Annotated in this window: 21 protein-coding genes; 5 read left to right on the forward strand and 16 right to left on the reverse strand. The window is 73.4% G+C overall.

The window, feature by feature from the left end; genetic code table 11:
• Positions 1 to 33 precede the first annotated feature (33 nt).
• The 7 genes from AB0H71_RS19150 to AB0H71_RS19180 all read right to left on the reverse strand — a co-directional run bounded on the left by AB0H71_RS19150 (position 34) and on the right by AB0H71_RS19180 (position 8,570).
• Positions 34 to 1,281 (reverse strand): alpha-hydroxy acid oxidase, encoded by a 1,248-nt coding sequence (locus tag AB0H71_RS19150; RefSeq protein WP_357022293.1) that lies wholly within the window; start codon positions 1,279 to 1,281, stop codon positions 34 to 36.
• The gene (locus tag AB0H71_RS19155) at positions 1,281 to 2,726 is read right to left on the reverse strand and encodes a rhamnulokinase family protein (RefSeq protein ID WP_357022295.1); all 1,446 of its coding nucleotides are present in this window, start codon (positions 2,724 to 2,726) and stop codon (positions 1,281 to 1,283) included. The genes AB0H71_RS19150 and AB0H71_RS19155 overlap by 1 nt, the downstream gene beginning before the upstream one ends.
• Positions 2,723 to 4,759 carry a bifunctional aldolase/short-chain dehydrogenase gene (locus AB0H71_RS19160; protein WP_357022298.1) on the reverse strand — a complete coding sequence of 679 codons (2,037 nt, stop codon included), beginning with the start codon at positions 4,757 to 4,759 and terminating at the stop codon, positions 2,723 to 2,725. Before AB0H71_RS19160 ends, AB0H71_RS19155 begins: the two co-directional genes overlap by 4 nt.
• A gap of 34 nt (positions 4,760 to 4,793) precedes the next feature.
• Complete coding sequence (gene rhaI / locus AB0H71_RS19165) at positions 4,794 to 5,945, reverse strand: L-rhamnose isomerase (RefSeq protein WP_357022301.1); 1,152 nt, start codon at positions 5,943 to 5,945, stop codon at positions 4,794 to 4,796.
• Between the two features lie 30 nt (positions 5,946 to 5,975).
• Complete coding sequence (locus AB0H71_RS19170; RefSeq protein ID WP_357022304.1) at positions 5,976 to 7,292, reverse strand: MFS transporter; 1,317 nt, start codon at positions 7,290 to 7,292, stop codon at positions 5,976 to 5,978.
• 52 nt (positions 7,293 to 7,344) lie between these two features.
• Positions 7,345 to 7,689: an L-rhamnose mutarotase gene (locus AB0H71_RS19175; RefSeq protein ID WP_357022307.1), complete on the reverse strand. Its 345-nt coding sequence runs from the start codon at positions 7,687 to 7,689 to the stop codon at positions 7,345 to 7,347.
• A 110-nt stretch (positions 7,690 to 7,799) separates the two neighbouring features.
• Positions 7,800 to 8,570, reverse strand: a complete 771-nt coding sequence (locus tag AB0H71_RS19180; RefSeq protein WP_357022310.1) for a PaaI family thioesterase — start codon at positions 8,568 to 8,570, stop codon at positions 7,800 to 7,802.
• 95 nt (positions 8,571 to 8,665) lie between these two features.
• On the opposite strand from AB0H71_RS19180, the gene AB0H71_RS19185 reads away from it, so the two are divergent.
• A complete protein-coding gene (locus AB0H71_RS19185; RefSeq protein ID WP_357022312.1) occupies positions 8,666 to 9,676 on the forward strand; it encodes a hypothetical protein in 1,011 nt (336 codons plus the stop codon).
• Here the strand turns inward: AB0H71_RS19185 and AB0H71_RS19190 are convergent.
• Positions 9,636 to 10,736 carry a hypothetical protein gene (locus AB0H71_RS19190; RefSeq protein WP_357022315.1) on the reverse strand — a complete coding sequence of 367 codons (1,101 nt, stop codon included), beginning with the start codon at positions 10,734 to 10,736 and terminating at the stop codon, positions 9,636 to 9,638. The two genes, AB0H71_RS19185 and AB0H71_RS19190, sit on opposite strands and share 41 nt — an antisense overlap.
• 473 nt (positions 10,737 to 11,209) lie before the next feature.
• On the opposite strand from AB0H71_RS19190, the gene AB0H71_RS19195 reads away from it, so the two are divergent.
• The 4 genes from AB0H71_RS19195 to AB0H71_RS19210 all read left to right on the forward strand — a co-directional run bounded on the left by AB0H71_RS19195 (position 11,210) and on the right by AB0H71_RS19210 (position 15,107).
• Entirely contained in the window at positions 11,210 to 11,578 is a 369-nt protein-coding gene (locus AB0H71_RS19195) for a hypothetical protein (protein ID WP_357022317.1), read from the forward strand.
• Positions 11,575 to 11,994, forward strand: a complete 420-nt coding sequence (locus AB0H71_RS19200; protein WP_357022320.1) for a hypothetical protein — start codon at positions 11,575 to 11,577, stop codon at positions 11,992 to 11,994. The genes AB0H71_RS19195 and AB0H71_RS19200 overlap by 4 nt, the downstream gene beginning before the upstream one ends.
• A 91-nt stretch (positions 11,995 to 12,085) precedes the next feature.
• A complete protein-coding gene (locus AB0H71_RS19205; RefSeq protein ID WP_357022323.1) occupies positions 12,086 to 13,273 on the forward strand; it encodes a phospholipase D-like domain-containing protein in 1,188 nt (395 codons plus the stop codon).
• Between the two features lie 244 nt (positions 13,274 to 13,517).
• Positions 13,518 to 15,107: a GMC oxidoreductase gene (locus AB0H71_RS19210; RefSeq protein WP_357022326.1), complete on the forward strand. Its 1,590-nt coding sequence runs from the start codon at positions 13,518 to 13,520 to the stop codon at positions 15,105 to 15,107.
• A 6-nt stretch (positions 15,108 to 15,113) separates the two neighbouring features.
• Here the strand turns inward: AB0H71_RS19210 and AB0H71_RS19215 are convergent, their stop codons facing one another.
• The 8 genes from AB0H71_RS19215 to AB0H71_RS19250 all read right to left on the reverse strand — a co-directional run bounded on the left by AB0H71_RS19215 (position 15,114) and on the right by AB0H71_RS19250 (position 21,957).
• Positions 15,114 to 15,620, reverse strand: a complete 507-nt coding sequence (locus AB0H71_RS19215; protein ID WP_357022329.1) for a hypothetical protein — start codon at positions 15,618 to 15,620, stop codon at positions 15,114 to 15,116.
• A gap of 120 nt (positions 15,621 to 15,740) precedes the next feature.
• Positions 15,741 to 15,887: a DUF1059 domain-containing protein gene (locus AB0H71_RS19220; protein WP_357022332.1), complete on the reverse strand. Its 147-nt coding sequence runs from the start codon at positions 15,885 to 15,887 to the stop codon at positions 15,741 to 15,743.
• A gap of 53 nt (positions 15,888 to 15,940) precedes the next feature.
• The gene (locus AB0H71_RS19225; RefSeq protein WP_357022335.1) at positions 15,941 to 16,876 is read right to left on the reverse strand and encodes an alpha/beta hydrolase family protein; all 936 of its coding nucleotides are present in this window, start codon (positions 16,874 to 16,876) and stop codon (positions 15,941 to 15,943) included.
• Between the two features lie 5 nt (positions 16,877 to 16,881).
• Positions 16,882 to 18,345, reverse strand: coding sequence for an AMP-binding protein (locus AB0H71_RS19230; RefSeq protein WP_357022338.1), 1,464 nt, complete (start codon positions 18,343 to 18,345; stop codon positions 16,882 to 16,884).
• Positions 18,338 to 18,940 (reverse strand): energy-coupling factor transporter transmembrane protein EcfT, encoded by a 603-nt coding sequence (locus tag AB0H71_RS19235; protein WP_357022340.1) that lies wholly within the window; start codon positions 18,938 to 18,940, stop codon positions 18,338 to 18,340. The genes AB0H71_RS19230 and AB0H71_RS19235 overlap by 8 nt, the downstream gene beginning before the upstream one ends.
• The gene (locus AB0H71_RS19240; RefSeq protein WP_357022343.1) at positions 18,937 to 19,617 is read right to left on the reverse strand and encodes an ABC transporter ATP-binding protein; all 681 of its coding nucleotides are present in this window, start codon (positions 19,615 to 19,617) and stop codon (positions 18,937 to 18,939) included. The genes AB0H71_RS19235 and AB0H71_RS19240 overlap by 4 nt, the downstream gene beginning before the upstream one ends.
• Positions 19,618 to 19,681: 64 nt before the next feature.
• Entirely contained in the window at positions 19,682 to 20,794 is a 1,113-nt protein-coding gene (locus tag AB0H71_RS19245; RefSeq protein ID WP_357022346.1) for a thiolase family protein, read from the reverse strand.
• A complete protein-coding gene (locus AB0H71_RS19250) occupies positions 20,791 to 21,957 on the reverse strand; it encodes a synthetase (protein ID WP_357023270.1) in 1,167 nt (388 codons plus the stop codon). Before AB0H71_RS19250 ends, AB0H71_RS19245 begins: the two co-directional genes overlap by 4 nt.
• Positions 21,958 to 22,021 lie beyond the last annotated feature (64 nt).

Consider the following 22,021-nt stretch of genomic DNA (forward strand, 5'->3'; position numbering starts at 1 on the left):
TCCGTGCCTGCCGAGGGCACCTCGCCGAACTGCTCACCCCCGATCTTGATCGGCCACCGGGCGCGGGGCAAGTCTGGTCAGCTGGGTGACGTGGTGCGGCGCGAGCTCCTCCAGGGCGCGCACCCCGAGCAGCCGCATGGTGCGCTCCACCTGCCCGGCCAGGATCCGCACCGCGCGCTCCACCCCGGCCTCGCCACCGGCCATGAGGCCGTAGAGGTAGGCCCGGCCGATCAGGGTGAAGCGGGCGCCGAGCGCGATCGAGGCGACGATGTCGGCCCCGGACATGATGCCGGTGTCCAGCCCGATCTCGGTGTCCCGGCCCAGTTCGCGGGCGACCTCGGGCAGCAGGTGGAAGGGGATGGGTGCCCGGTCGAGCTGCCGCCCGCCGTGATTCGAGAGGACGAGGCCGTCCACCCCGGCATCGACGACCGCGCGGGCGTCGGCGAGCGTCTGGATGCCCTTGACCACGACCTTGCCCGGCCACTGCTGCCGGATCCAGGCCAGGTCCTCGAAGGTCACCGTGGGGTCGAACATGGAGTCGAGCAGCTCGGCGACGGTCCCGGACCAGCGGTCCAGGGAGGCGAAGGCGAGCGGCTCGGTGGTGAGGAAGTCGATCCACCAGCGCGGCCGGGGCAGCGCGTCGAGCACGGTGGCGGGGGTGAGCGCGGGCGGGATGGACATGCCGTTGCGGGTGTCGCGCAGCCGGGCGCCCGCCACCGGGACGTCGACGGTCACCAGCAGGGTGTCGAACCCCGCGGCGGCGGCCCGCTCGACCAGGGCCATCGAGCGCTCCCGGTCCTTCCACATGTAGAGCTGGAACCAGTTGCGGCCGTCCGGGTTCGCGGCGGCGACGTCCTCGATCGAGGCGGTGCCCATGGTGGAGAGCGCGAACGGGATGCCGGAGCGGCCGGCGACCCTGGCCCCGGCGTACTCGCCCTCGGTCTGCATCATGCGGGTGAAGCCGGTGGGGGCGATGCCGAAGGGCAGCGCGACCGGGGCGCCGAGCACCTCCCAGCCGGTGGTGACCTTCTCGACATCGCGCAGGATGGCCGGGTGGAACTCGATGTCGCGGAACGCCTGGCGGGCTCGATCCAGCGAGATCTCGGCCTCGGCGGCGCCGTCGGTGTAGTCGAAGGCGGCGCGCGGGGTGCGGCGCTTGGCGATGCGGCGCAGGTCCTCGATGGTGAGTGCGGCGTCGAGCCGCCGCCGCGCGCCCAGCTTGGGCTTCTCGAACCGCAGGAGCGGCGCGAGATCGCGCGGCTTCGGGAGCTGTCGTTTCATCAGCCTGCCTTTCTGGCGGGAGCGGTGCGGGGCGGGTAGCGGCGCGGCGGGAACGCGGCGGCCACCTCGGCCCGCAGCGCGTCCACGTCGCCGTGCAGCAGCCGGTGCGTGCGGGCCTGCACCAGTATGTTGCCGAGCGCGGTCGCCTCGACCGGCCCGGCCAGCACCGGCACCCCCGCGTGCTCGGCGAGCAGGGTGCAGAGCAGCGTGTTCCGCGCTCCCCCGCCGACCAGGTGGATGCTGCGCACCGGGACTCCGGTGAGCTCGGCGGCGGTGCGGACGCCGGTGGCGAAGGCGGCGGCGAGGCTCTCCACGATGGCGCGCACCGTGGCGACCGGGTCGGCGGGGGCCGGGAGGTCGCGGGCGGCGTACCACTCCGCGATCCGGCCGGGGATGTCGCCGGGGGCGAGGAAGACCGGGTCGTCGACGTCGAAGGGGGCGGCCGGGGCGGGCGCAGCGGCGGCCGCGGCGAGCAGCCGGGACAGCTCGGCGCCGATGCCGGTGCGCTGCCAGTGCCGCACCGACTCGCTGAGCAGCCACAGCCCCATGACATTGCGCAGGTACCTGGTGCGGCCGTCCAGCCCGCCCTCGTTGGTGAAGTTGGCGGCCCTGCCCCCAGCGCTGACCAGCGGCGAAGCGAGTTCGACGCCGACCAGCCCCCAGGTGCCGCAGGAGATGTAGGCGGCGGCCTCCGGCGCCATGGGCACGGCGGCGACCGCGGAGGCGGTGTCGTGCGAGGCGACGGTGCTCAGGGTGAGGGCGGGGTCGAGCCCGAAGGCCGCCGCCACCGACGGCAGCACCGGGCCGAGCGGGGTGCCGGGGTCGACCACGTCCGGGAAGAGCGCGGGCAGCCCGAGCCGGGTGCGCAGCTCGGTGTCCCAGGCGCCGTCCAGCCCGAGCAGCCCGGTGGTGGAGGCATTGGTCCGCTCGGTGACCCGCGCACCGGTGAGCCAGTAACCGAGCAGGTCGGGGACGAGGAGCGCCACGTCGGCGAGCTCCAGCGTGCCGGCGAGCCGCTCGGCCGCGAGCTGGTACACCGTGGTGAACGGCAGGAACTGCAGGCCGTTGCGCCGGTACAGCTCGGCCTGGTCCACCACGGCGTGCACCGCCGCCACGCCCGCGGCGGTGCGGGTGTCGCGGTAGTGGTAGGGCAGGTTCAGCGGCGCGCCGCGGTGCAGCAGGCCGTAATCCACGGCCCAGGAGTCGATTCCGGCGCCGAGCAGCCCGGGCTCCAGCCGCGCGGCCTCGGCCAGCCCGCGCCCGACCTCGCGGTACAGCCCGGGCAGGTCCCAGTGCAGGGCCGACCGATCGCCGTGCCAGAGCGGCAGCGGGTCGTTGCCGAACCGGGCGACCTGCCGCATCTCGATCCGGCCGGGACCGACCCGGGCCAGCATGACCCGCCCGCTGGTGGCGCCGAGATCGACGGCGGCGACCGCGCCGGTCATCGCAGGAACGCCGCGGCGACCCCGGCGTCGACCGGCACGTGCAGCCCGGTGGTGTGCGAGAAGTCGGCGCTGCACAGCGCGAACGCGGCATTGGCGATGTGCTCGGGCAGCACCTCCTTCTTGAGCAGGGTGCGCTGCGCGTAGAAGGCGCCCAGCTCGGACTCCTCGACCCCGTAGACCGCGGCGCGCTGCGCGGCCCAGCCGCCGGCGAAGATGCCGGAGCCGCGCACCACCCCGTCCGGGTTGATGCCGTTCACCTTCACGCCGTGCTCGCCCAGCTCGGCCGCGAGCAGCCGGACCTGGTGCGCCTGATCGGCTTTCGCGGCGGAGTAGGCGATATTGTTCGGCCCGGCGAAGACCGAGTTCTTGGACGAGATGTAGAGGATGTCGCCGCCCAGCCGCTGGTCGATGAGCGCCCGCGCGGCCGCCTTGGAGACCAGGAACGAGCCCTTGGCCATGACGTCGTGCTGCAGGTCCCAGTCCGCGGCGCTGGTCTCCAGCAGCGACTTCGAGAGCGAGAGCCCGGCATTGTTGACGACCAGGTCCAGGCCGCCGAAGGCGAGCACCGCCGCGTCCACCGCGGCCCGGACCTGCCCCTCGTCGGTGACGTCGGCGCCGAAGCCGATCGCCACGTCGGCCGAGCCCAGTTCGGCGGCGACCTCGGCGGCCTTCGCCGCGTCCCGATCCGCCACCACCACGCAGGCGCCCTCGGCGGCCAGCCGCACCGCGATGGCCTTCCCGATCCCCGACGCCGCACCGGTGACCAGCGCGATGCGGCCCGCCAGCGGCTTGGGCTCCGGCCGCCGCGCCAGCTTGGCCTCCTCCAGCGCCCAGTACTCGATGCGGAACTTCTCCGCCTCGTCGATGGGCCGGTACCGGGAGACCGATTCGGCGCCGCGCATGACATTGATGGCGTTCAGGTAGAACTCGCCCGCCACCCGCGCGGTCTGCTTGTCCGCGCCGTAGCTGAACATGCCGACGCCGGGGATCAGCACGATGGCCGGGTCGGCGCCGCGCAGCGCGGGCGAGTCGGGGGTGGCGTGCCGCTCGTAGTAGGCGCGGTACTCGGCCCGGTACGCCGCGTGCAGCTCGGTGAGCCGCAGCCTGACCCGCTCGAGCGGGGCGTCGGCCGGTAGGTCGAGCACGAGCGGGGCGACCTTCGTGCGCAGGAAGTGGTCCGGGCAGCTGGTGCCGAGCGCGGCGAGCCGCGGGTGCTCGGCGCGGGCCAGGAAGTCCAGCACCGGCTCGGTGTCGGTGAAGTGCCCGACCTGGCGGCGGTCGGTGGAGACGAGGCCGCGCAGGAAGGGGGCGAGCGCGGCGGCCCGGGCCCGGCGCTCGTCCGCGGGCAGCGCCGCGTAGCCGGGCAGCACCGCGCCGAAGGGCTCGGCCTTGCCGTTCGCGGTCAGGAACTCCTCGATGGTCCGGATGATCTCCAGCGACCGCGCCTCGGCCTCGTCCGAGGTCTCGCCCCAGGCGGTGATGCCGTGGCCGCCCAGGATCGTGCCGATGGCCTGCGGATTCGCCGCGCGAATGGCGGCGATGTCGAGCCCGAGCTGGAAGCCGGGGCGCCGCCACGGCACCCAGACCACCCGGTCGCCGAAGATCTTCTCGGTCAGCTCGGGGCCGTCCACCGCGGTGGCCAGCGCGATGCCGGAGTCCGGGTGCAGGTGGTCCACGTGCGCGGCCTCGACCAGCCCGTGCATGGCGGTGTCGATGGAGGGTGCGGCGCCACCCTTGCCGTGCAGGGTGTAGTCGAAGGCGGCGACCATCTCGTCCTCGCGCTCGACGCCCGGGTACACCCCGGTCAGGGCGCGCAGCCGGTCCAGCCGGAGCACCGCGAGCCCGGGCTCGGTGAGCGTGCCGAGGTCGCCGCCGGAGCCCTTGACCCACAGCAGCTCGACCGGCTCGCCGGTGACCGGGTCGGTGCCGGTGCCCTTGGCGGAGGTGTTGCCGCCCGCGTAGTTGGTGTTCTTCGGGTCGGCGCCGAGCCGGTTGGACCTGGCGATGAGTTCCGCGACCGTGGGGTGGGTCATGGCAGGTGTTTCCTCGTTTCCGATGTCGGTGTGGTCAGGCGCCCCAGGAGGCGGCGGCTCCGGTGCGCTCGGCGGCGAGCCGCTGCTGCTGCCCGGAGCGGGCGTAGGCGGCCATGGGGTCCTCGGGCAGGCCGCGCCCGGCCCGCCAGGCGGCCAGCCGCGGCCGGACGTCGGTGTAGAAGGCGTCCATGAACACGGCATTGGCGCCGAGCACGTCGCCGGACTCCTGCGCGGCGGCCAGCGCGTCCAGGTCGACCAGCGCGGCCCGCGCCGTCATCTCCTGGACATTGAGCACCGAGCGCAGCTGCCCGGGGATCTTGTCCTCGATGTTGTGGCACTGGTCGAGCATCAGCGCCACCCCGGAGCCCGGCTCCAGCCCGCCGCCGCGCAGCACCTCGAAGAGGATGCGGAAGAGCTGGAACGGGTCGGCGGCGCCGACGATCAGGTCGTCGTCGGCGTAGAAGCGCGAGTTGAAATCGAACGAGCCGAGCTTCCCGAGCCGCAGCAGCTGCGCCACGATGAACTCGATATTGGTGCCCGGCGCGTGGTGCCCGGTGTCGAGGCACACCACCGCCCGCTCCCCCAGCGCGCTGACCTGGGTGTACGCGGTACCCCAGTCCGGCACGTCGGTCATGTACATGGCCGGCTCGAAGAACTTGTACTCCAGCACCATCCGCTTGCCGGCGCCGACGTGCTGGTAGATGGCGGCCAGCGATTCGGCGAGCCGGTCCTGCCTGGCCCGGATATCACCCTGGCCCGGGTAGTTGGTGCCGTCGGCGAGCCAGATCTTGAGATCGCGGGAGCCGGTGCGCTCCATGATCTCCAGGCAGTCGAGGTGGTGGTCGATCGCCTTCTGCCGGATCCGCTTGTCGGTGTGGGTCAGGCTGCCGAGCTTGTAGTCGTCGTCCTGGAAGGTATTGGAGTTGACGGTGCCGAGCCGGACCCCGAGATCGGCGGCGTACCCACCCAGCTCGGCGTAGTCGTCGACGGCGTCCCACGGGATGTGCAGCGCGACGGCGGGCGCGAGGCCGGTGAGCCGGTGCACGGTGGCGGCGTCGGCGATCTTCTCCCGGACGGTGCGCGCGGTGCCCGGCGTGCCGAACACCTTGAAGCGGGTGCCGGAGTTGCCGAATGCCCAGGAGGGCAGCTCGATCGCGAGGTGCTGCAGAACGGTGTCGACGTCCACGGTGCTTCCTTTCTCGGGGTGCGGCACGGGTCAGGCCACCGGGGTGCGCGGCTCGGCCGCGGCGACCGGGGCGCCGTAGCGCTCGGTCTCGATCTCGCGCAGCGTCTTGCCCTGCGTCTTCGGCGCGAAGGCGGCGCCGATGACCAGCGCGACGGTGAGCAGCCCGACCAGCAGCAGCCCCACCGCGGTGAGCCCGGTGGCGGCGAGCAGGGTCGGGAAGAAGTAGCTGAGCAGCCCGGTGGCCGAGCGGACCACGAAGAACATGAAGCCCTGGGCGCTGGCCCGGTACGGGGTGGCGAAGAGCTCACTGGTCCACAGGCTGTAGAAGGCCTGCGCGCCGATGCCGCTGGAGATGCCCCAGAGCACCGCGAAGAGGAGCAGCGTCGGCATGCCGGCGTCGGTGAAGAACACCAGCACGCACCAGGCCAGGATGCCGAGCGCGGCGCCGAACACGTAGAGCCGGCGCTGCGAGATCCGGTCCGCGTAGGCCATGAAGCCCCAGTAGGTGGCGGCCACGGTGCAGCCCCAGACCAGCACCTGCAGCAAGTTCTGCTGGACCGCGCTGTGCACGCCCGCGCTGTCGTAGACCCGGGGCATGAAGATGCCGGCCTGGCCCGCGACGGTGTTCCAGAAGCCGTAGATGCCGATCAGCACCAGCAGCGCGGTGATGTTGATGCGCCGGGAGAAGAGCCCGCGCATGCCCTGGCCGCCGGTGGCGGACTCGGCGGCCGCGCCGTGGCCGGAGCCGGTCTCGTCCTTCCAGATCTGCGACTCCGCGAGCCCCTGCCGGATCCACCAGACCACGGCGGCCACCACGAACAGGTGCAGGAAGATCAGCCGGGAGCCGAGCAGCTCCAGCGGGGCCAGCGCCGCGGCCAGCGCGAAACCGATGAGCGGGCCGACCGACCAGGCCAGCTGGGCGGTGCCGACGTGCTTGGCGCGCGCGGTGGTCGGCGCCTGCTCGGCGATGTAGGTCCAGGAGGCGGGGACACCGGCGCCGACCGCGATCCCGGTGATCACGAAGGCCGCGAGCAGCATGCCGAAGTTCACCGCGAAGGCCGCGAGCAGCACCCCGGCCATGTAGACGAGCAGGTCGTAGGTGTAGATCGCCTTGCGGCCGTGGCGGTCGCAGAGCGGCCCGCCGATGCCGGCGCCGATCGCCGCGCCGAAGGCATTGGCGGAGAGCGCGGCCAGCAGGCCGACGGCGAAGTTGCTGATGCCGAACGCGTCCTGCCAGAAGGTCAGGCTGGTGGCGATGGCGATGATGGAGCCGGCCTCGATGTAGTTGGACATCGCGACGGAGATGGTCGCTTTCCACCCGGTGGTGGAGCGGGCGCCTACCTTCATGGTCTTCCTCGGGGTGCGGAGTGGGGGGTGCTCGGGGGCGGGTTCGGGGGGCTCAGTCGAGGTGGAAGTACTCGGTGAGCCGGTGCAGCGCCTCGTCCGGGCGGGTGCCCGCGGTCGCCGGCACCGGCCGGAAGTACTCGGCCATGGCGGACTGCCAGCGGGTGTTCACCGCGGTGGCGGCCATGGCCGAGCGGGCCCGCTCGAAGTCGGGCGTTTCCAGGTAACCGACCACCATGCCGTCCTCCGGGCGCAGGAAGAGCGAGTAGTTGCGCCAGCCCGCGGTGCGCAGCGCGTCGAGCATCTCCGGCCACACGGTCTCATGCGCCGCGAGGTAGTCGGCGATCCGCTCCGGGCGCAGGGCCAGCAGGAAGCAGACGCGTTCGGTGGTGTCGGGCATCGGGGTGATCCGCCTCGTCGTTGAACCGGCACGGATTGAAACGTTTCAATCTGTGAGTGCAGTCACCGTAACCCCGACCCTGTGGTCCGGTCAACAGGCAGGTGCGCGGCTCAGCCGCCGAAGGTGCGCGCGGTGGCGAGCGTGGTGATCCGGTCGTCGTTGCCGGTATCCCTGACCTGCACCCGGGCCAGCTCCCCGTGTTTGCGCGCGGTCGCGGTGACCGGGCCGACCCGGGCACCGAGCAGGTAGCGCAGCCCGAGGAAGCCGAGGGTGGCGCCGGGCGCGAGCGAGAGCACCGCCTCCTCGGCGACCAGGGCGAGCAGCCCGCCGTTCACGGTGTCGGAGGCATTGAGCCCCTCCACGGTCCTCGGCAGCACCGCGACCCCGGGCCCGGTGCGCACGCACTGCGCGCGCTCGGCCAGCGGGCGGCGCAGCCGGTCGGCGGTGGGCGGCAGCTCCACGCTGAGCCGGTCCGGGAAGGTGACGGCCGGGTCCGGCGCCACCATGAAGGAGGCACCCGCGACCGCGATGGGTTCGCCGCCGACGGTGAAGTCGAGTTCGGCCACGAAGACCGAGCGCCCCACCTTCACCGTGCGGCCGACGGCCTCGACCCGCCCGGCCCCCGGCGCCGGGCGGTGCAGGTGGATGTCAAGTTCCAGGGTGACCGGCACGCGCGGCCCCATGACCAGCGAGGCGAGCAGCCCGGCCAGGGTGTCAGCCCAGGTCACCAGGACCGAGGTGCGCAGGTGCCCGGTACCGGGCACGTGCATCTCGGGGGTGATCTCCGCACTGCCGTGCAGCTCGTCGCCGGAGCGGCGGGTGGCAAAGCCCAGTTCGCGCAGGATCTGCCCGCGCCCCTCCAGCCCGCTGTCCACCGTCATAGCGTCTCCTGACCCGTGTCCGATAATGCCATTCTCACGATAGAGAATATCTGTTTCGGGCCTGGGCGTGGTGGCCGGGGTGAGAGCATGGCCGCGTGTTCGAGAATGTGATTCCGGGCCGGGTGCTCGGCGCCGTCGCCGCCACGGCGGCGTTGCTCGCCGCTCCGGCCGCCGTTCCTGCCGCCGCCGGGGCCGATCCCGGCGCCGCGCCGTCCGCCGGGTGCGCGGCCCCGCCCGCCGCCGCGGGCCACACCACCCAGACCTACGCCGGGGCCGGACGCTCCGGCTTCTACCTGCGCGATGTCCCCGCCGCGCCGGGGCCGTACCCGCTCGTCGTCGACCTGCACGGCTACCTGGAGCCCGCCGAGATCCAGACCCGCAGCAGCGGGGTCGGCGAGTACGGGGTGCAGCAGGGGTACGCCACCGTGACTCCGCAGATCGACGAGCCGGGGCCGCCGCGCTGGAACTTCCAGCCGGGCGGCGCCGATATCGACTGGCTCACCGGCGTGATCGACGACGCGCAGGCCGCGCTCTGCGTCGATACCGATCGGGTGTACGTCACCGGGCTCTCCATGGGCGCCTTCACCACCTCCGCGCTGGCCTGCCGGCTCTCCGACCGGATCGCCGCGGTGGCGCCGGTGGCCGGGTTGCAGGACTTCGCGTGGTGCGACACCGCGCGCCCGGTCCCGGTGATCGCCTTCCACGGCACCGACGACCCGATCGTGGCCTACGGCGGCGGCGCGGGCCCCAATGCCAGGCTGCTGCCGCGCACCGACGGCACCGGCTCGGCCAATCCGCAGGATCTGGACCGCGGCCCGAACGGCCCGGCGCCGCAGAGCATCCCGGACAATGCCGCGGCCTGGGCGGCGCGCAACGGCTGCGCCGCGGGCCCCGCCGTCGAGCAGGTCGCCCCGGACGTGGTGCGCTACCGGTACAGCTGCCCGGCCGACGGCGCGGTGGAGTTCTGGTCGATCACCGGCGGCGGGCACGTGTGGCCGGGCAGCAAGGTGCCGTTCCCGGAGCCGTTCGTCGGCAGGGACACCCCCTCCATCGCGGCGACCCCGATCATCTGGGAGTTCTTCCGCGCGCATCCACTGCCCGCGTGACCGGCTCGCCGAGATCGTCCGCGGCCCGGACGATCTCGGTGTACCGCACCGCGATCCGGTGCGAGATGAAGGCCATGGTGAGCAGCCCGAGCGCGACCCCGCCGAGCGCGCCGAACCCCTCGGTGGCGAAATCCACCAGGGCGTTCAGCATGGTCGAGACCAGCGCCGCGATCCGCAGCAGCCGGAGCGGCCAGAGCGGGCCGTCGCGGCGGACGCGCAGCATGGCGGGGAGCGCGAGCGCCAGCGTGAGCAGCGCGCTGACGAAGAGGATGCCGCCGGAGACGGTCATCCGGTCCAGCTCCAGCTCGTAGTTCCGGTCCTCGATCTGCAGCCCGCCGGTGGCCAGCTGCGCGATGCCGAAGCCCACCGTGACGAAGGCGGAGAGGACGAGCAGCCAGCCCAGGATCCACACCGGCCACGGCCCGCCCGCCCAGCCGGGGATCAGCGCGGCGGCGCGCAGCCGCAGCGCGCGCAGCCGGTCGTCCCGGTGCGCGGCGCGCTCCAGCAGCGCGCGGACCCCGGCGATATCGGCCGGGTCGGCGCCGAGCTCGGCGGCGCTGTCCAGCATGAGCAGCGCGGTGGTGCGGCGGTGCGGGGGGAGCCCGCGGACCAGGCCGTCGGCGGCGACCGCGGCGGCGTTGCCGAGGTACTCGTCCCCGGTCGGGGTGCGCAGCTCCCTGGTGAGCCTGCTCGCCACCAGCAGCACGACCACCGAGATGTACATGATCTCGGCGGCCGGGCCGTAGAAGTAGTCGTTGTCCTTGGTGACGAACTTGCCGACCTCGTCCAGGAAGAGCCCGAAGCCGATGCCGCCGAGCAGCACCGAGAACCCGCGCACCCCGGAGCCGAGGAAGAGCCAGCCGAGCAGCAGCGCCACCGCCATCGCGGCGCCGCCGTAGAGCGCGTGCGCGATGTGCAGGCTGCCGCCGCCGACCTGCGGATACCCGGTCAGCTCCAGGTAGAGCCTGGTGACCAGGATGGTCACGATCGCCACGATGAGGAACGCCTCGGCGCTGGCGTTGCCCCACGCGCTGCGCAGCAACCGGGAGCTCGTCGCCATCGGCACTCCTTCCGCCTTCCCCGCCGCCCCCAGCCTCCCGCAGCCACCGCCGGAATCCGGGCGGACACACCGCCCGGGGTGCCCACCGGTGCCCGGAATTGCGGGTTCGCAGGGCGGTGAATCCTTTCACCCGGTGCGATCACGAATTCGCATTCGCATTCTTGCGCGCACTCCCGCGAATTGTTGCCCGAATTCGCCAGCCTCCACGGAAAGGTGCCGGAGACCCGGAACTGGGACTCGTCGCGCCCGCGCCGCACTGGCAGAATCGCGCGCCGCTGCGCAGGGGATGCACGGGCTCCGCGCGGCGAATTCGCAACCTCGCGGACTCGGCGACGATGTGGTGGTTGCGCCCGAATCACGTTGCTAGACTGTCGCTGCCGATGGGAGTGCGCCGTCGGCGCGGTGAGGTATTGGATTCGAGATCTGCGCACCCGCCGTCGCGGCGGGGTTGTTGCGGGGCGGGAAAGTTCGACATGAAGCTGGAAGAAGCGCTGCGCGACGGAATGAGCGTGGAGGGCGCGATCGGTATCGCGCTGGTCGATCTCCGGAGCGGCATGCTGCTGGCCAAACAGGGCGGGCACACCATGTTCGACCTGGACATGGCGGGGGCACTGAACACCGAGGTGCTGCGGGCCAAGCTGCGGGCCGTGGAGGCGCTGCAACTCGGCGACGAGGTGGAGGACATCCTGGTGACGCTGGGTCAGCAGTTCCACATCATCATGCCGCTGCGCGATGCCGACGGTGAGGAGCTCTTCCTCTACCTCGCGCTCGACCGCGGGCGCGGGAATCTCGCGCTGGCCAGGCATCAGCTGCGGCGCATCGAGCAAGCGGTCCGGGTATGAGCAGACCCGCGGCGCGGGTGGAGGTCGCGCTGCGCGACCCGGAGGTGGTGGGCGCGCTGCTGCAGCGCGCGGTCGACGAGATCGACGATGTCGCGCACGCGATCATGACGACCAGGGACGGCCTGGTGATCGCGGCGAACCGGGAGGCCGGCGGCCCGCCGGGCGCCGACACCATCGCCATGCGCGGCTCGGCCATGGCGGCCGCCGCCGCCGGGATCGGCGACCACTTCACCACCCTGGTCCGGCAGGGCCGGTTACACGCCTCGGTCTTCGAGGCCGAGCGCGGCTGCGTCGGGGTCTTCCCGGTCTCGGCCACGCTGCTGCTGGTGGTGGCGGGCGGGCCCGCGGTGACGATGGGCCGGTTCAACGCCGCCGCCAAGCGGGTGCTGGCACTGCTGCAGGCTCCCGACGCCTGACCGGCGCGGTACCACTACAGTTACCGATCGGTACCCGCCCGAGCCGGACAGGGCGGGTATCGGTCGTGCGCGTGCCGGCGAAGGAGCGAACATGTCCGAGGCGACCCAGAACCCCGCCGCCACCACCGAGCGCGCCGTCGCGCTGCGCCGCAGGCTGGAGCGGCTGATCGGCATCGCCGCCTCCGAGGGCAACGCGCTGACCGCGCTGCGCAACGGCGACGAGATCTTCCCGGCCATGCTGGCGAGCATCGGGGCCGCCGAGCACACCGTCGACATGATGACCTTCGTGTACTGGAAGGGCGATATCGCGAGCCAGTTCGCGCACGCGCTGGCCGAGCGGGCGCGCGCCGGGATCCGGGTGCGGCTGCTGCTGGACGGCTTCGGCAGCAGGTTGATCGAGAAGGACCTGCTCGAGCTCATGGAGGACGCCGGGGTTCGGGTCGCCTGGTTCCGCAAGCCGGTCTACATCTCGCCGTTCAAGCAGAACCACCGCTGTCACCGCAAGGTGCTGGTGGTGGATGAGGAGGTCGGCTTCACCGGTGGCGTCGGGATCGCCGAGGAGTGGTGCGGCGACGCCCGCACCGAGCACGAGTGGCGGGACACCCACGTCGAGGTGCGCGGCCCCGCGGTGGACGGCATGGCGGCCGCCTTCGCCCAGGGCTGGGCCGAGTGCCACGACGAGCTCTTCGACCACCGCGACCGCTTCGTGGACCACGAGCCGCAGGGCAGCGCCGTGGTCCAGGTGGTGCGCGGCTCGGCCAGCGTCGGCTGGCAGGACATGCAGACGCTGCTCCGGGTGATGATCGAATCCGCCGAGGTCCGCTTCCGGCTGGCCACCGCCTACTTCGCCCCGGACGCCTACTTCATCGAGCTGCTCTGCGCGGCCGCGCGGCGCGGGGTCGAGGTGGAGATCCTGCTGCCCGGCCCGCACACCGACAAGCGGGTGTGCCAGCTGGCCGGCCAGCATTTCTACGAGGAGCTGCTGGCCTGCGGCGTGCGGATCCACCAGTACCAGCCGACCATGATGCACGCCAAGATCATCACGGTGGACGGGATCGCCAGCCTGGTCGGCTCGACCAACTTCAACCGGCGCTCGCTGGACCACGACGAAGAGGTCATGCTCGCGGTGCTCGACGCGGAGTTCTGCGCCACCCTGGACGGGCACTTCGATGAGGACCTCGCCGAGTCCGAGCGGATCCGCGAGGGGCGCTGGAAGCGGCGCTCCACGGTGCAGCGCGCGCGGGAGTTCGCGGTGCAGCCGATCCGCCGCTTCCTGTAGCGGGAGATTCCTGCACGTTTTCGGTCAACCTCACGATAACCGGGTTATCATTCCCGCGTGCACGCTTTCCGGCGGGTTCCGCCCTGCGCAGACGCACCGCCGGTGACCGCGGCGGTCGGCGGTGCCGCGCGGCCCCGGCGGACCGGCATCCGACCGGTCCGATTGACGGGGCAGCGGCCGCTCGCCACACTTCTGGCAACCGGACAATAGTGTCCGGTTTACCTCCGCATCCCGAAGGTGGGACATGTCAGGAATCTCGCGCCGGTCACTGTTGACCGGGGCCGTCGCCGCGGGCGCCGTGCTCGCCGGTGCCGGGTCCATCGCCGCCCCGATCGCCGCCCGGGTGAACGCCGTGCCGCTCACCCGCGAGGAGCACCGCGTCGTCATCGTCGGCTCCGGCTTCGGCGGCGGGGTGAGCGCCCTGCGGCTCGCACAGGCCGGGGTGCCGGTCACCGTGCTGGAGCGCGGGCTGCGCTGGCCGACCGGGCCGAACTCGGAGACCTTCCCGCGCGCGTCCAACCTGGACAAGCGGGTGCTCTGGTACCGGTCGAGCCCGAACCTGTTCGGCACCCCGCTGGTCTTCGAGCCGTACACCGGCCTGGTCGAGGCGGTGCCCGGCGAGAACATGACGGCGCTCTGCGCGGCCGGGCTCGGCGGCGGCTCGCTGGTCTACCAGGGCATGTCGCTGCAGCCGGACGAGGCGGTCTTCAACACCTGGTTCCCGCAGGAGCTGGACTGGGCGCGGATGGACCGGGTGCACTACCGCCGGGTCGAGAAGATGCTGGGGCTGGCCGAGGCGCCGGACGAGCTCGTCGGCACCGAGACCTACCGCGCCGCGCGGGTCTTCGCGGAGCGGGCGAAGCGCGCCGGGCTGCCGGTCTCGAAGATCCCGATGCCGATCGACTGGGACTTCGCCATGGCCGAGCTGCGCGGTGAGATGAAGGCCTCGTACACCAACGGCGACGGCGCCATGGGCGTGAACAACGGCGGCAAGCACACCGTCGACGTCACCTACATCGCCGCCGCCGAGGCCACCGGGCTGGTGGATGTGCGGACGCTGCACGAGGTCACCGAGGTCGAGCGGGCGGGCGACGGCCGCTGGCTCGTGCACGTCCAGCGGCTCGACACCACCGGCGCGGTGCTGGAGCACAAGGTCCTCACCACGCCGACGCTGATCATGGCGGCGGGCACCATGAACACCACCCGGCTGCTCATGCGGGCCGGGGCCAAGGGGCTCATCCCCGACCTGCCCGACGAGCTCGGCGCCAACTGGGGCAGCAATGCCGACCGGATCTACCTGTGGACCGACCCGTCCGCGGAGTTCGGTGCGCCGCAGGGCGGGCCGGTGGTCTTCGGCAGCAAGGTGTGGGACGACCCGAAGAACGCGCACACCCTCATCCAGGCCTCCATCCCGCCGCTCTCGCTGAACCCGCAGAGCACCGTGATGGTCGGCTACGGCGCCAGCGCGGGGCGCGGGCACTTCGTCTACGACGGCGCCAAGGACGACGCGGTGCTGCACTGGCCCTACGAGGGCGACAGCGCGCTGCAGACCGGCTTCATCGGCCCGGCCGCGCAGAAGATCGCCGGGCCGGACGGCTTCCTGCTCGACACCAACCTGGCCTTCCCGTCCACCTGGCATCCGCTGGGCGGCGCGAGCATGGGTTCGGTCTGCGACCTGGACGGCCGGGTGCTCGGCCAGCGCGGGCTCTACGTGCTCGACGGCGCGCTCATGCCGGGCAATACCGCCGCCTGCAACCCGTCCATGACCATCGCGGCGGTCGCCGAGCGGGCGCTGGACAACCTGGTCCTGCAGGACGTCGGCAGCGTCATCTGACCGCGCTCAGCGGGTGAAATCGCCCTCCCAGATCACCGAGCCGACGCTCACCCGCGCCGAGGTGAGCTCGGCGCGGGGCACCCGGTAGGCGTGCTTCAACTCCTGGCTCGTGCCCGGCGCCAGCGCGCCGGGCACGTCCGCGCCGTACCCCTCGGAAACCGAGACCACGTGCGCGGCGGGCATATCCGACGGCCCGTAGGTGAGCACCGGCGCGGTCCAGCCGCGCGCGGGCAGCGGGTCGCGGCCCGGATTCTCGAAGCGGAAGTGCAGCACGGTGACGGTGCCCGCGATGCTCGGCACCGCCTCCACCCGGCTGATGGCGATGCGCAGCCCGGAGTCCGGGTCGGTGACCACCTCGTCGGGGGCGTGCGTGCCCGCGGCCGGGATCCCGCCGAAGCCGCCGCCGAGCGCCGCGGTCGGCGAGCTCACCAGCGCCGGATCGGAGCCGGTGTCGCCACAGCCGGCCAGCAGCAGGGCCGCGCCGGCCGCGATCGCCCACAGTCTCGACCTCACGCACATACCCCTCTCCACCACGCACCCCCGGACAGCGGGCGGGTGCCGCGTCATAGTACGGCGGTACCACCTTGCCGGGCGGTGGAATGCGCGGCGGAGCGGGGCACGCGGCGGCCCCGATCAGTACGCGATGAAGAGGATCTCTTCCCTGGAGTACTCGTGGCCGGGGTGGTTCTCCTTCAGGTGCGCCTGGGTCTTGGTCACCAGCTCGTCCTCGTCGGAGCCCGCGATGGTCTCGCCGCAGGGGCAGTTGAGTCTGGTTTTCACGTTCGTCTCCTTCTCGTAACGGTTCCGAGAACGAAACTACCGCGTCCGCACGCTCATTCCAGCGCGGCGGCGAGCAGCGGCCAGGATTCGTGCAGATCGGTCTCGAACTGGCCCCAGGTGTGCGCGCCCTGCGGCCGGTCCACGTGGGTGGCGGGGATGCCGAGCGCGGCCAGGAGGCGGGCGAAGGCGGCGGTGCAGCCGCGGGCGAGCGCCTCCACCGGCGGGATGGCGGCGCCGCGGTCGATGGCGCCGGGCGCGCCGGAGGCGGCGGAGAGGTAGATCGCGGTGCCCCGCAGGGCGCTCGCGTAGGTGTAGGCGTCGTGCGCCTGCCAGCCGGGGCCGCCGAGCGGGCCCCACATGTTCGCCGGGTTGCCGCCGCCGCGGGTCACCTGGGCGGTGATGCCGACGACGCCGGAGGGGTCAGCGGACCACGGGCAGCCGCTGTAGGCGGCGACCGCGGCGTAGCGGCCGGGCGCCTGGATGGCGAGGTCGAGCGCGGAGCCCGCGCTCATGGAGACACCGGCGACGGCGGCGCGGCCGGTGCTCTCCAGTTCGGTGGCGAGCGCCGCCGGGAGCTCCTCGGTGAGGAAGGTCTGCCAGCGGTTGCGGCCGAGCGCGGGGTCGTCGGCGCGCCAGTCGGTGTACATGCTGTAGGCGCCGCCGAAGGGGAGCACCACGTCGACCCGCTTGTCCGCGAAGAAGGCCCTGGCGTCGGTGTCGTGCCACCAGGAGATGCCGTCCTGGCCGCCGCCGAGCCCGGTGAGCAGGTAGAGCGTCGGGGCGGGGCCGGTGGCGGCGTGCAGGACCCGGGTGGAGATCACCCGGTCCATCGACGGGGAGTAGACGTCGATGCGGGAGGCGCGGTCGCCGAGGGGTTCCCTGGCGACCACGTGCGGTTCGGGCTGCGCCGCCGCGGGGGCGGTGGTGAGCAGGACGGCGGTGGCCGCGGTCAGGAGGGCGAGGGTTGCTCGGAAGTATCGGTGCCGCACGGGGTTCAGGTACCCGATGGCGGGGTACGCCAACCTTTTCGGTGCTCGGCCAGCAGGATTCGGAGCGCGGCGCGGTCGATCTTGCCGCGCGGGGTGCGCGGCAGGGCGTCGAGGCGCTGGATGTGGACCGGTATCGCGGGGGCCGGGAGGGTTTCGCGGAGGCGGGCGCGGAGTTCGGCGGGGGCGCTGCCGTCCACCACGATGGCGGCGGCGGGGACCTCGCCCATGCGCGGGTCGGGGAGCGCGACGCAGGCGGCCTCCAGCACGCCGGGTATCGCGGTGAGCGCGGATTCCACCTCGGCCGGTTCGACATTGAGGCCGCCGCGGATGAGCGTCTCGCTCGCGCGGCCGTGCAGGTGCAGGTGGCGGCCGTGCAGGGCGCCGCGGTCGCCGACGGTGCACCAGCCGTCCACCGGGCCGCCGGTGACGCCGTGCTCGGTGAGGTAGCCGGTGAAGAGCATGTCGCTGCGGATGTGCACCAGGCCGTTGCGGATCTCGGCGTCGACGCCGTCGAAGAGTTCGCCCGCGGCGGTGTCGTCCGGGGCGCCGAGGCCGCGGTCCCTGGCCACGAAGCTGAGTTCGGAGGCGCCGTAGAAGTGGGTGATCTCGGCGTTCGGAAGGACTTTTCGCAAGGCAGCGCGGCCGGTGCGGGGCCAGCGGGCGGCCGAGGAGAGGACCTCGCGGACCTGCGGGAAGGGGCCGGTGCCCGCGCGGACCACGTCCCAGGCGATGGCGGGGACGGTGTACAGGTGCGTGGCGCCGGCTTGCAACGCGGTGACGGCCGGGCGGAGGTCGGCGGTGGCGCCGCGGGTGAGGGCGTGCAGGGCGCCGTAGAGGAAGTGGGTGTGGTCCAGGGTGCCCGGGGTGGAGACGGTGTCGCCGGGGGTGATGGGGAAGGTGTGGTCCGAGCGGTCGAGGGTGGTGGACCAGGAGTGTTGGTCGCGGACGAAGAGTTTGGGGGTGCCGGTGGTGCCGGAGGTGAGGCCGATCAGGAGTTCGGTGTCCGGGGTGACGGGAGGTCGTTGGCCGTCGGGGGTGGGGTGGTTCGGTGACGTGGCCGTAGCGGGCCCGGCGGTGTGCGGCGGGATCCGGCGCGGCAGGGAGGCGGCGGTGTGGATGTCCCCTTCGTAGCCCAGGCGGCGCAGGCGGCGGTGCTGGGAGGTCGCGGCTATCAGGGCGCCGGGGCGGGTGAGGGTGAGGGTGTGGGACAGGTGGGCGGGGGTGAGGTGGCGGTGCAGGAGAACGACGCTCACGCCCGCGTGCATGGCGCCGACGACGGCGACCAGCGATTCGACATCCGAGGTGGGCAGCACCGCCACCCGGCCCATCCCGGCGAGTGCGTCCGAGAAACTCCGCACCCGGTGCAGGAATGCACCGAACACCACCTCCTCCCCCGCGGCCCGCACCGCCACGGCCTCCGGCCGCGCCGCCCCCCGCCGCAGAATGCGCGCGGCGAGCAGCTCAGTCATCGTCGACCCCGCGCGCCACCAGCGCCTCCCCCAAGGCGTCGGCGGTGCGCAGCGCGCGCACCAGCACCGGCGTCACCAGCGCGGTCATCGACCACTGCAATCCGCGCGCCCGCCGCGCCTCGGCCACGTCGTGCACGATCCCGGCGAGCAGCGGCACGCACCGGATGGCGAGCGCGAGCAGCAGCCCGAGCCGCTCGGTGTCCACCCCGGCCCGGCGCAGCGGCGCGAGCCCGCCGGTCACCGCGTCCAGCACGGCGCTCACCCGGGTGGTCAGCGTGACCAGCGCGGCCAGCGCCACCGAGATCAGCAGCACCCCGCAGACCACGACGGCCCGAGCGGGCGAGGTGGTGAGCACCTGGAACACCGCGATCAGCAGCAGCACCCAGAGCACCGGCCGCAGCTGCGCCAGCGCCACCCGCACCGGAATCCGGGCCATCGCGTAGAGCACCGCGACCACCGCGGCCGCGACCGCCACCCGCACCGGCGTACGCACCAGGACGGCCGCCGCGACAATGCTCACCAGCAGCAGCACCAGCTTCACCCCGGCGGGCAGCCGGTGCAGCGGGGAGGTGCCGGCGCGGTAGAGCCCGATCATCCGATCAGCTCCCGGTAGGCCGGGAGCGCGGTCTCCGGGGGGCCGTCGAAGGCGACCGCTCCCTCGTCGATCACCACCACCCGGTCGAAGCCGGTGAGCAGCGAGAGCTGGTGCGTGACCACGATGACCTGCTGGTCCACCGCGTCCAGCGCGGCGGCGACGGTTCTGGTGTTGCGCAGGTCGAGCAGGGTGGTCGGCTCGTCGGCGACGATCACCTCGGGGCGGCGGATGAGCACCGCGCCGAGCGCGAGCAGCTGCTTCTGCCCGCCGGAGAGCAGGTGCGAGGGGTGGTCGCCGTGCTCGTGCAGCCCGAAGCGCTCCAGGATCTCGCGCACCCGGTCCGCGATCTCGGCCTTGCCGAGCCCGCTGCGGCGCAGCGAGAAGGCGAGGTCCTCGGCGACCGTCGGCATGACGATCTGGGTGTCGGGGTCGGTGAAGACGAAGCCGACCCGGCGCCGCACCTGCCCGCCCTTGCGCGCCACGTCCAGCCCGTCCACGGTGACGGTGCCGGCGTCCGGGGTGAGCAGCCCGTTGATCATGCGGGCCAGCGTCGATTTGCCCGAGCCGTTCGCGCCGATCACCCCGATCCGGCGCTCGGTGAGCCGCAGGTCGATTCCGCGCAGCACGGTGCGCTCGCCGTAGCCGTGGCGCACCCCGGTGAAGACGATCTCGCTCACGCCGCGTCCCTCCCCGGCACGAGCGAAAGCTCTCCGCGCACCCGCTCCGCCGAACTCGACCCGCTCATGCCACCCGCTCCACCAGCAGCGCGATCCCCTGTCCCCCGCCGATGGCGCAGGCGGCGAGGCCGAGCTCGGGGCCGTCCGGGCGCAGCATGCGGCTCGCCAGCCGCACCAGCAGCACCGCGCCGGAGGCGCCCCACGGATGGCCCATGGCGATGGCGCCACCCTCCGGGCAGATCCGCTCCTCGTCCAGCCCGAGCTCGTCGGCGACCGCGAGCACCACCGACGCGAAGGCCTCGGTGATCTCCACGACGCCGAGCTGCCCGATGCCGACCCCGGTGCGGCGCAGCAGCTTCCGGATGGCGGGGACCGGGCCCAGCCCGGGCAGCGCCGGGTCCGAGCCCGCGACCGCGGCGCCGCGCACCCGCAGCGCGGGCAGCCCGGCGGCGTGCTTCTCGTCGAGCACCGCCAGCGCGGCGGCACCGTCGGAGATGCCGCAGGAGTTCCCCGCGGTGGCGGTGCCGTCGGGGGAGAAGCTGGGCCGCAGCCGGGCCAGCCTGGCGGCGGTGAGCCCGGCGCGGATGCGCTCGTCCCGCTCGACCCCCGCGACCGGGACGAGCTCGGCGCCGAAGTCGGCGGCCGCGGCGCGGGTGTGCGAGCGCAGGGCGTAGGCGTCCTGCCGCTCCCGGGAGATGCCGCGGGCCGCGGCGAGGGCGTCGGCGGCCGCGCCCATGTCGGGGTCGGGGAAGCCGGGCGGGGCGAACGGGGCGCGGGTGTAGCGGACCGGCTCGGCCCCCGGCCAGAACCGCATCGGCGCCGTGCTCGCCGACTCGACCCCGCCCGCCAGGATCAGGGTGTCGGCGCCGGACTGCACGCGCAGCGCGGCCTGCATGACGGCGTCCAGCCCGGAGCCGCACTGCCGGTCGACGGTGACGCCCGGGACAGCGGTGCCGAGCCCGGCCGCGAGCGCCGCGATCCGGGCCGGGTCGCCGCCGGGGCCGAGGCAGTTGCCGAGCACCACGTCGTCGATCTCGGCGGTGATGCCCGCCGCGCGGACCATCGCCGCGATCTCCCGCAGGACCGGCGCGGCGAGGTCGATGACGGTGTGCGCGGCGAACCCGTGCCCGGCAGTGCCGATCGGGGTGCGCCGCGGGGCGACCAGGACAGCGCTCATACCAGCAAGTCTCGCAGCGCCCCGCGCGCCACCTTGCCCGCGGCCGTGCGCGGGAGGTGCGGCACGGGGATCCAGCGGCGCGGTGTCGCCTCGCGGCTCAGCATCGTGCGGGCGCGGGCGCGGACCGCGGTCAGCTCGGCGTCGGGGTCGAGCTCGACCGCCGCCGTCACGATGGCGCCGAATACCGCGTGCGGTGCGCCGAGTACCGCCACCGCGCGCACGCCGGGTACCGCCGCGAGCGTCTGCTCGACGTCCTCGGCGACCACGAGGGTGCCGCCCACATTGATCGCGCAGTCCCCGCGGCCGCGCACCCGGAGCTGCCCGTGGTCGTCGAGTTCGGCCAGGTCGCCGACGTCGGACCACTCCGGGGCGCCCAGCACCGCGTACGGGGTCCGGACGAACAGCAGCCTGTTCCTGATCTCCGCCCGCACCCCGGCGAACAAGCGGAGGGGTTCCGCCGTGGCCCCCGCCGCACCCTCGATCCGGCGCGCGGCGACCAGCGAGACCTCGGCGGAGCCGTAGTACTCCATCACCGTCAGGTGCGCCGCGACCGCCAGCGCACCCGTGTCGGGCGCGATTCCCGCGATCACCGCGGTGCGCAGCCGCGGCGCCGCGCGCACGACGTCGCGCAGCACCGCGGGCACCGCGTGCACCACGGTCGCGTGCCCCGGCTCGTCGGTGACGCAGGCCCCCGCCCACAGCGCGTGCAGCGCGCCGAAGAGGTGCATGGTGGCGTGCAGCGGGCCGGTGATCAGCACCCGGTCGGCGGCGGTGATGCCGGTGCGGGCGGAGAACTCCGGGAAGCTGTCGTACCAGGAGGCGGCGGTGCGGGCCAGCGGGCGCGGCCGCCCGGTCGACCCCGAGGTGGCGACCAGCAGGAACGCCTCCGCCGGGATCCCTCTCCGCTCCGGGCGGGCCTCCGGGTTCTCCACCCGCACCGGGATCCCGCGCCGCGCGGCCGCGCAGACGGCGACCAGCGCCTCGGTCAGCTCGAGCTCGGAGGCGTCGTAGCAGTCGAGGTCGTGGTGCCGCCTGTTCCACTCGTCGATCGCGCGCTCCAGCTCGCGGTAGCTCCACGCCCGCCCGCTCGCACGCACAGCCGCATCGTCCCCGGCACCGCCGAGCACGACCGCCGGGAACGCGGTACCCGAGCCGCTCCGCATCGCCTCGGCGCTCGGCTGCGGGTCGTCTCGCCCCGCTCGCGCGACGCTCCTCTCCGCCACGTCG

It is taken from the genome of Nocardia sp. NPDC050697 (assembly GCF_040654395.1).
GTDB lineage: Bacteria > Actinomycetota > Actinomycetes > Mycobacteriales > Mycobacteriaceae > Nocardia.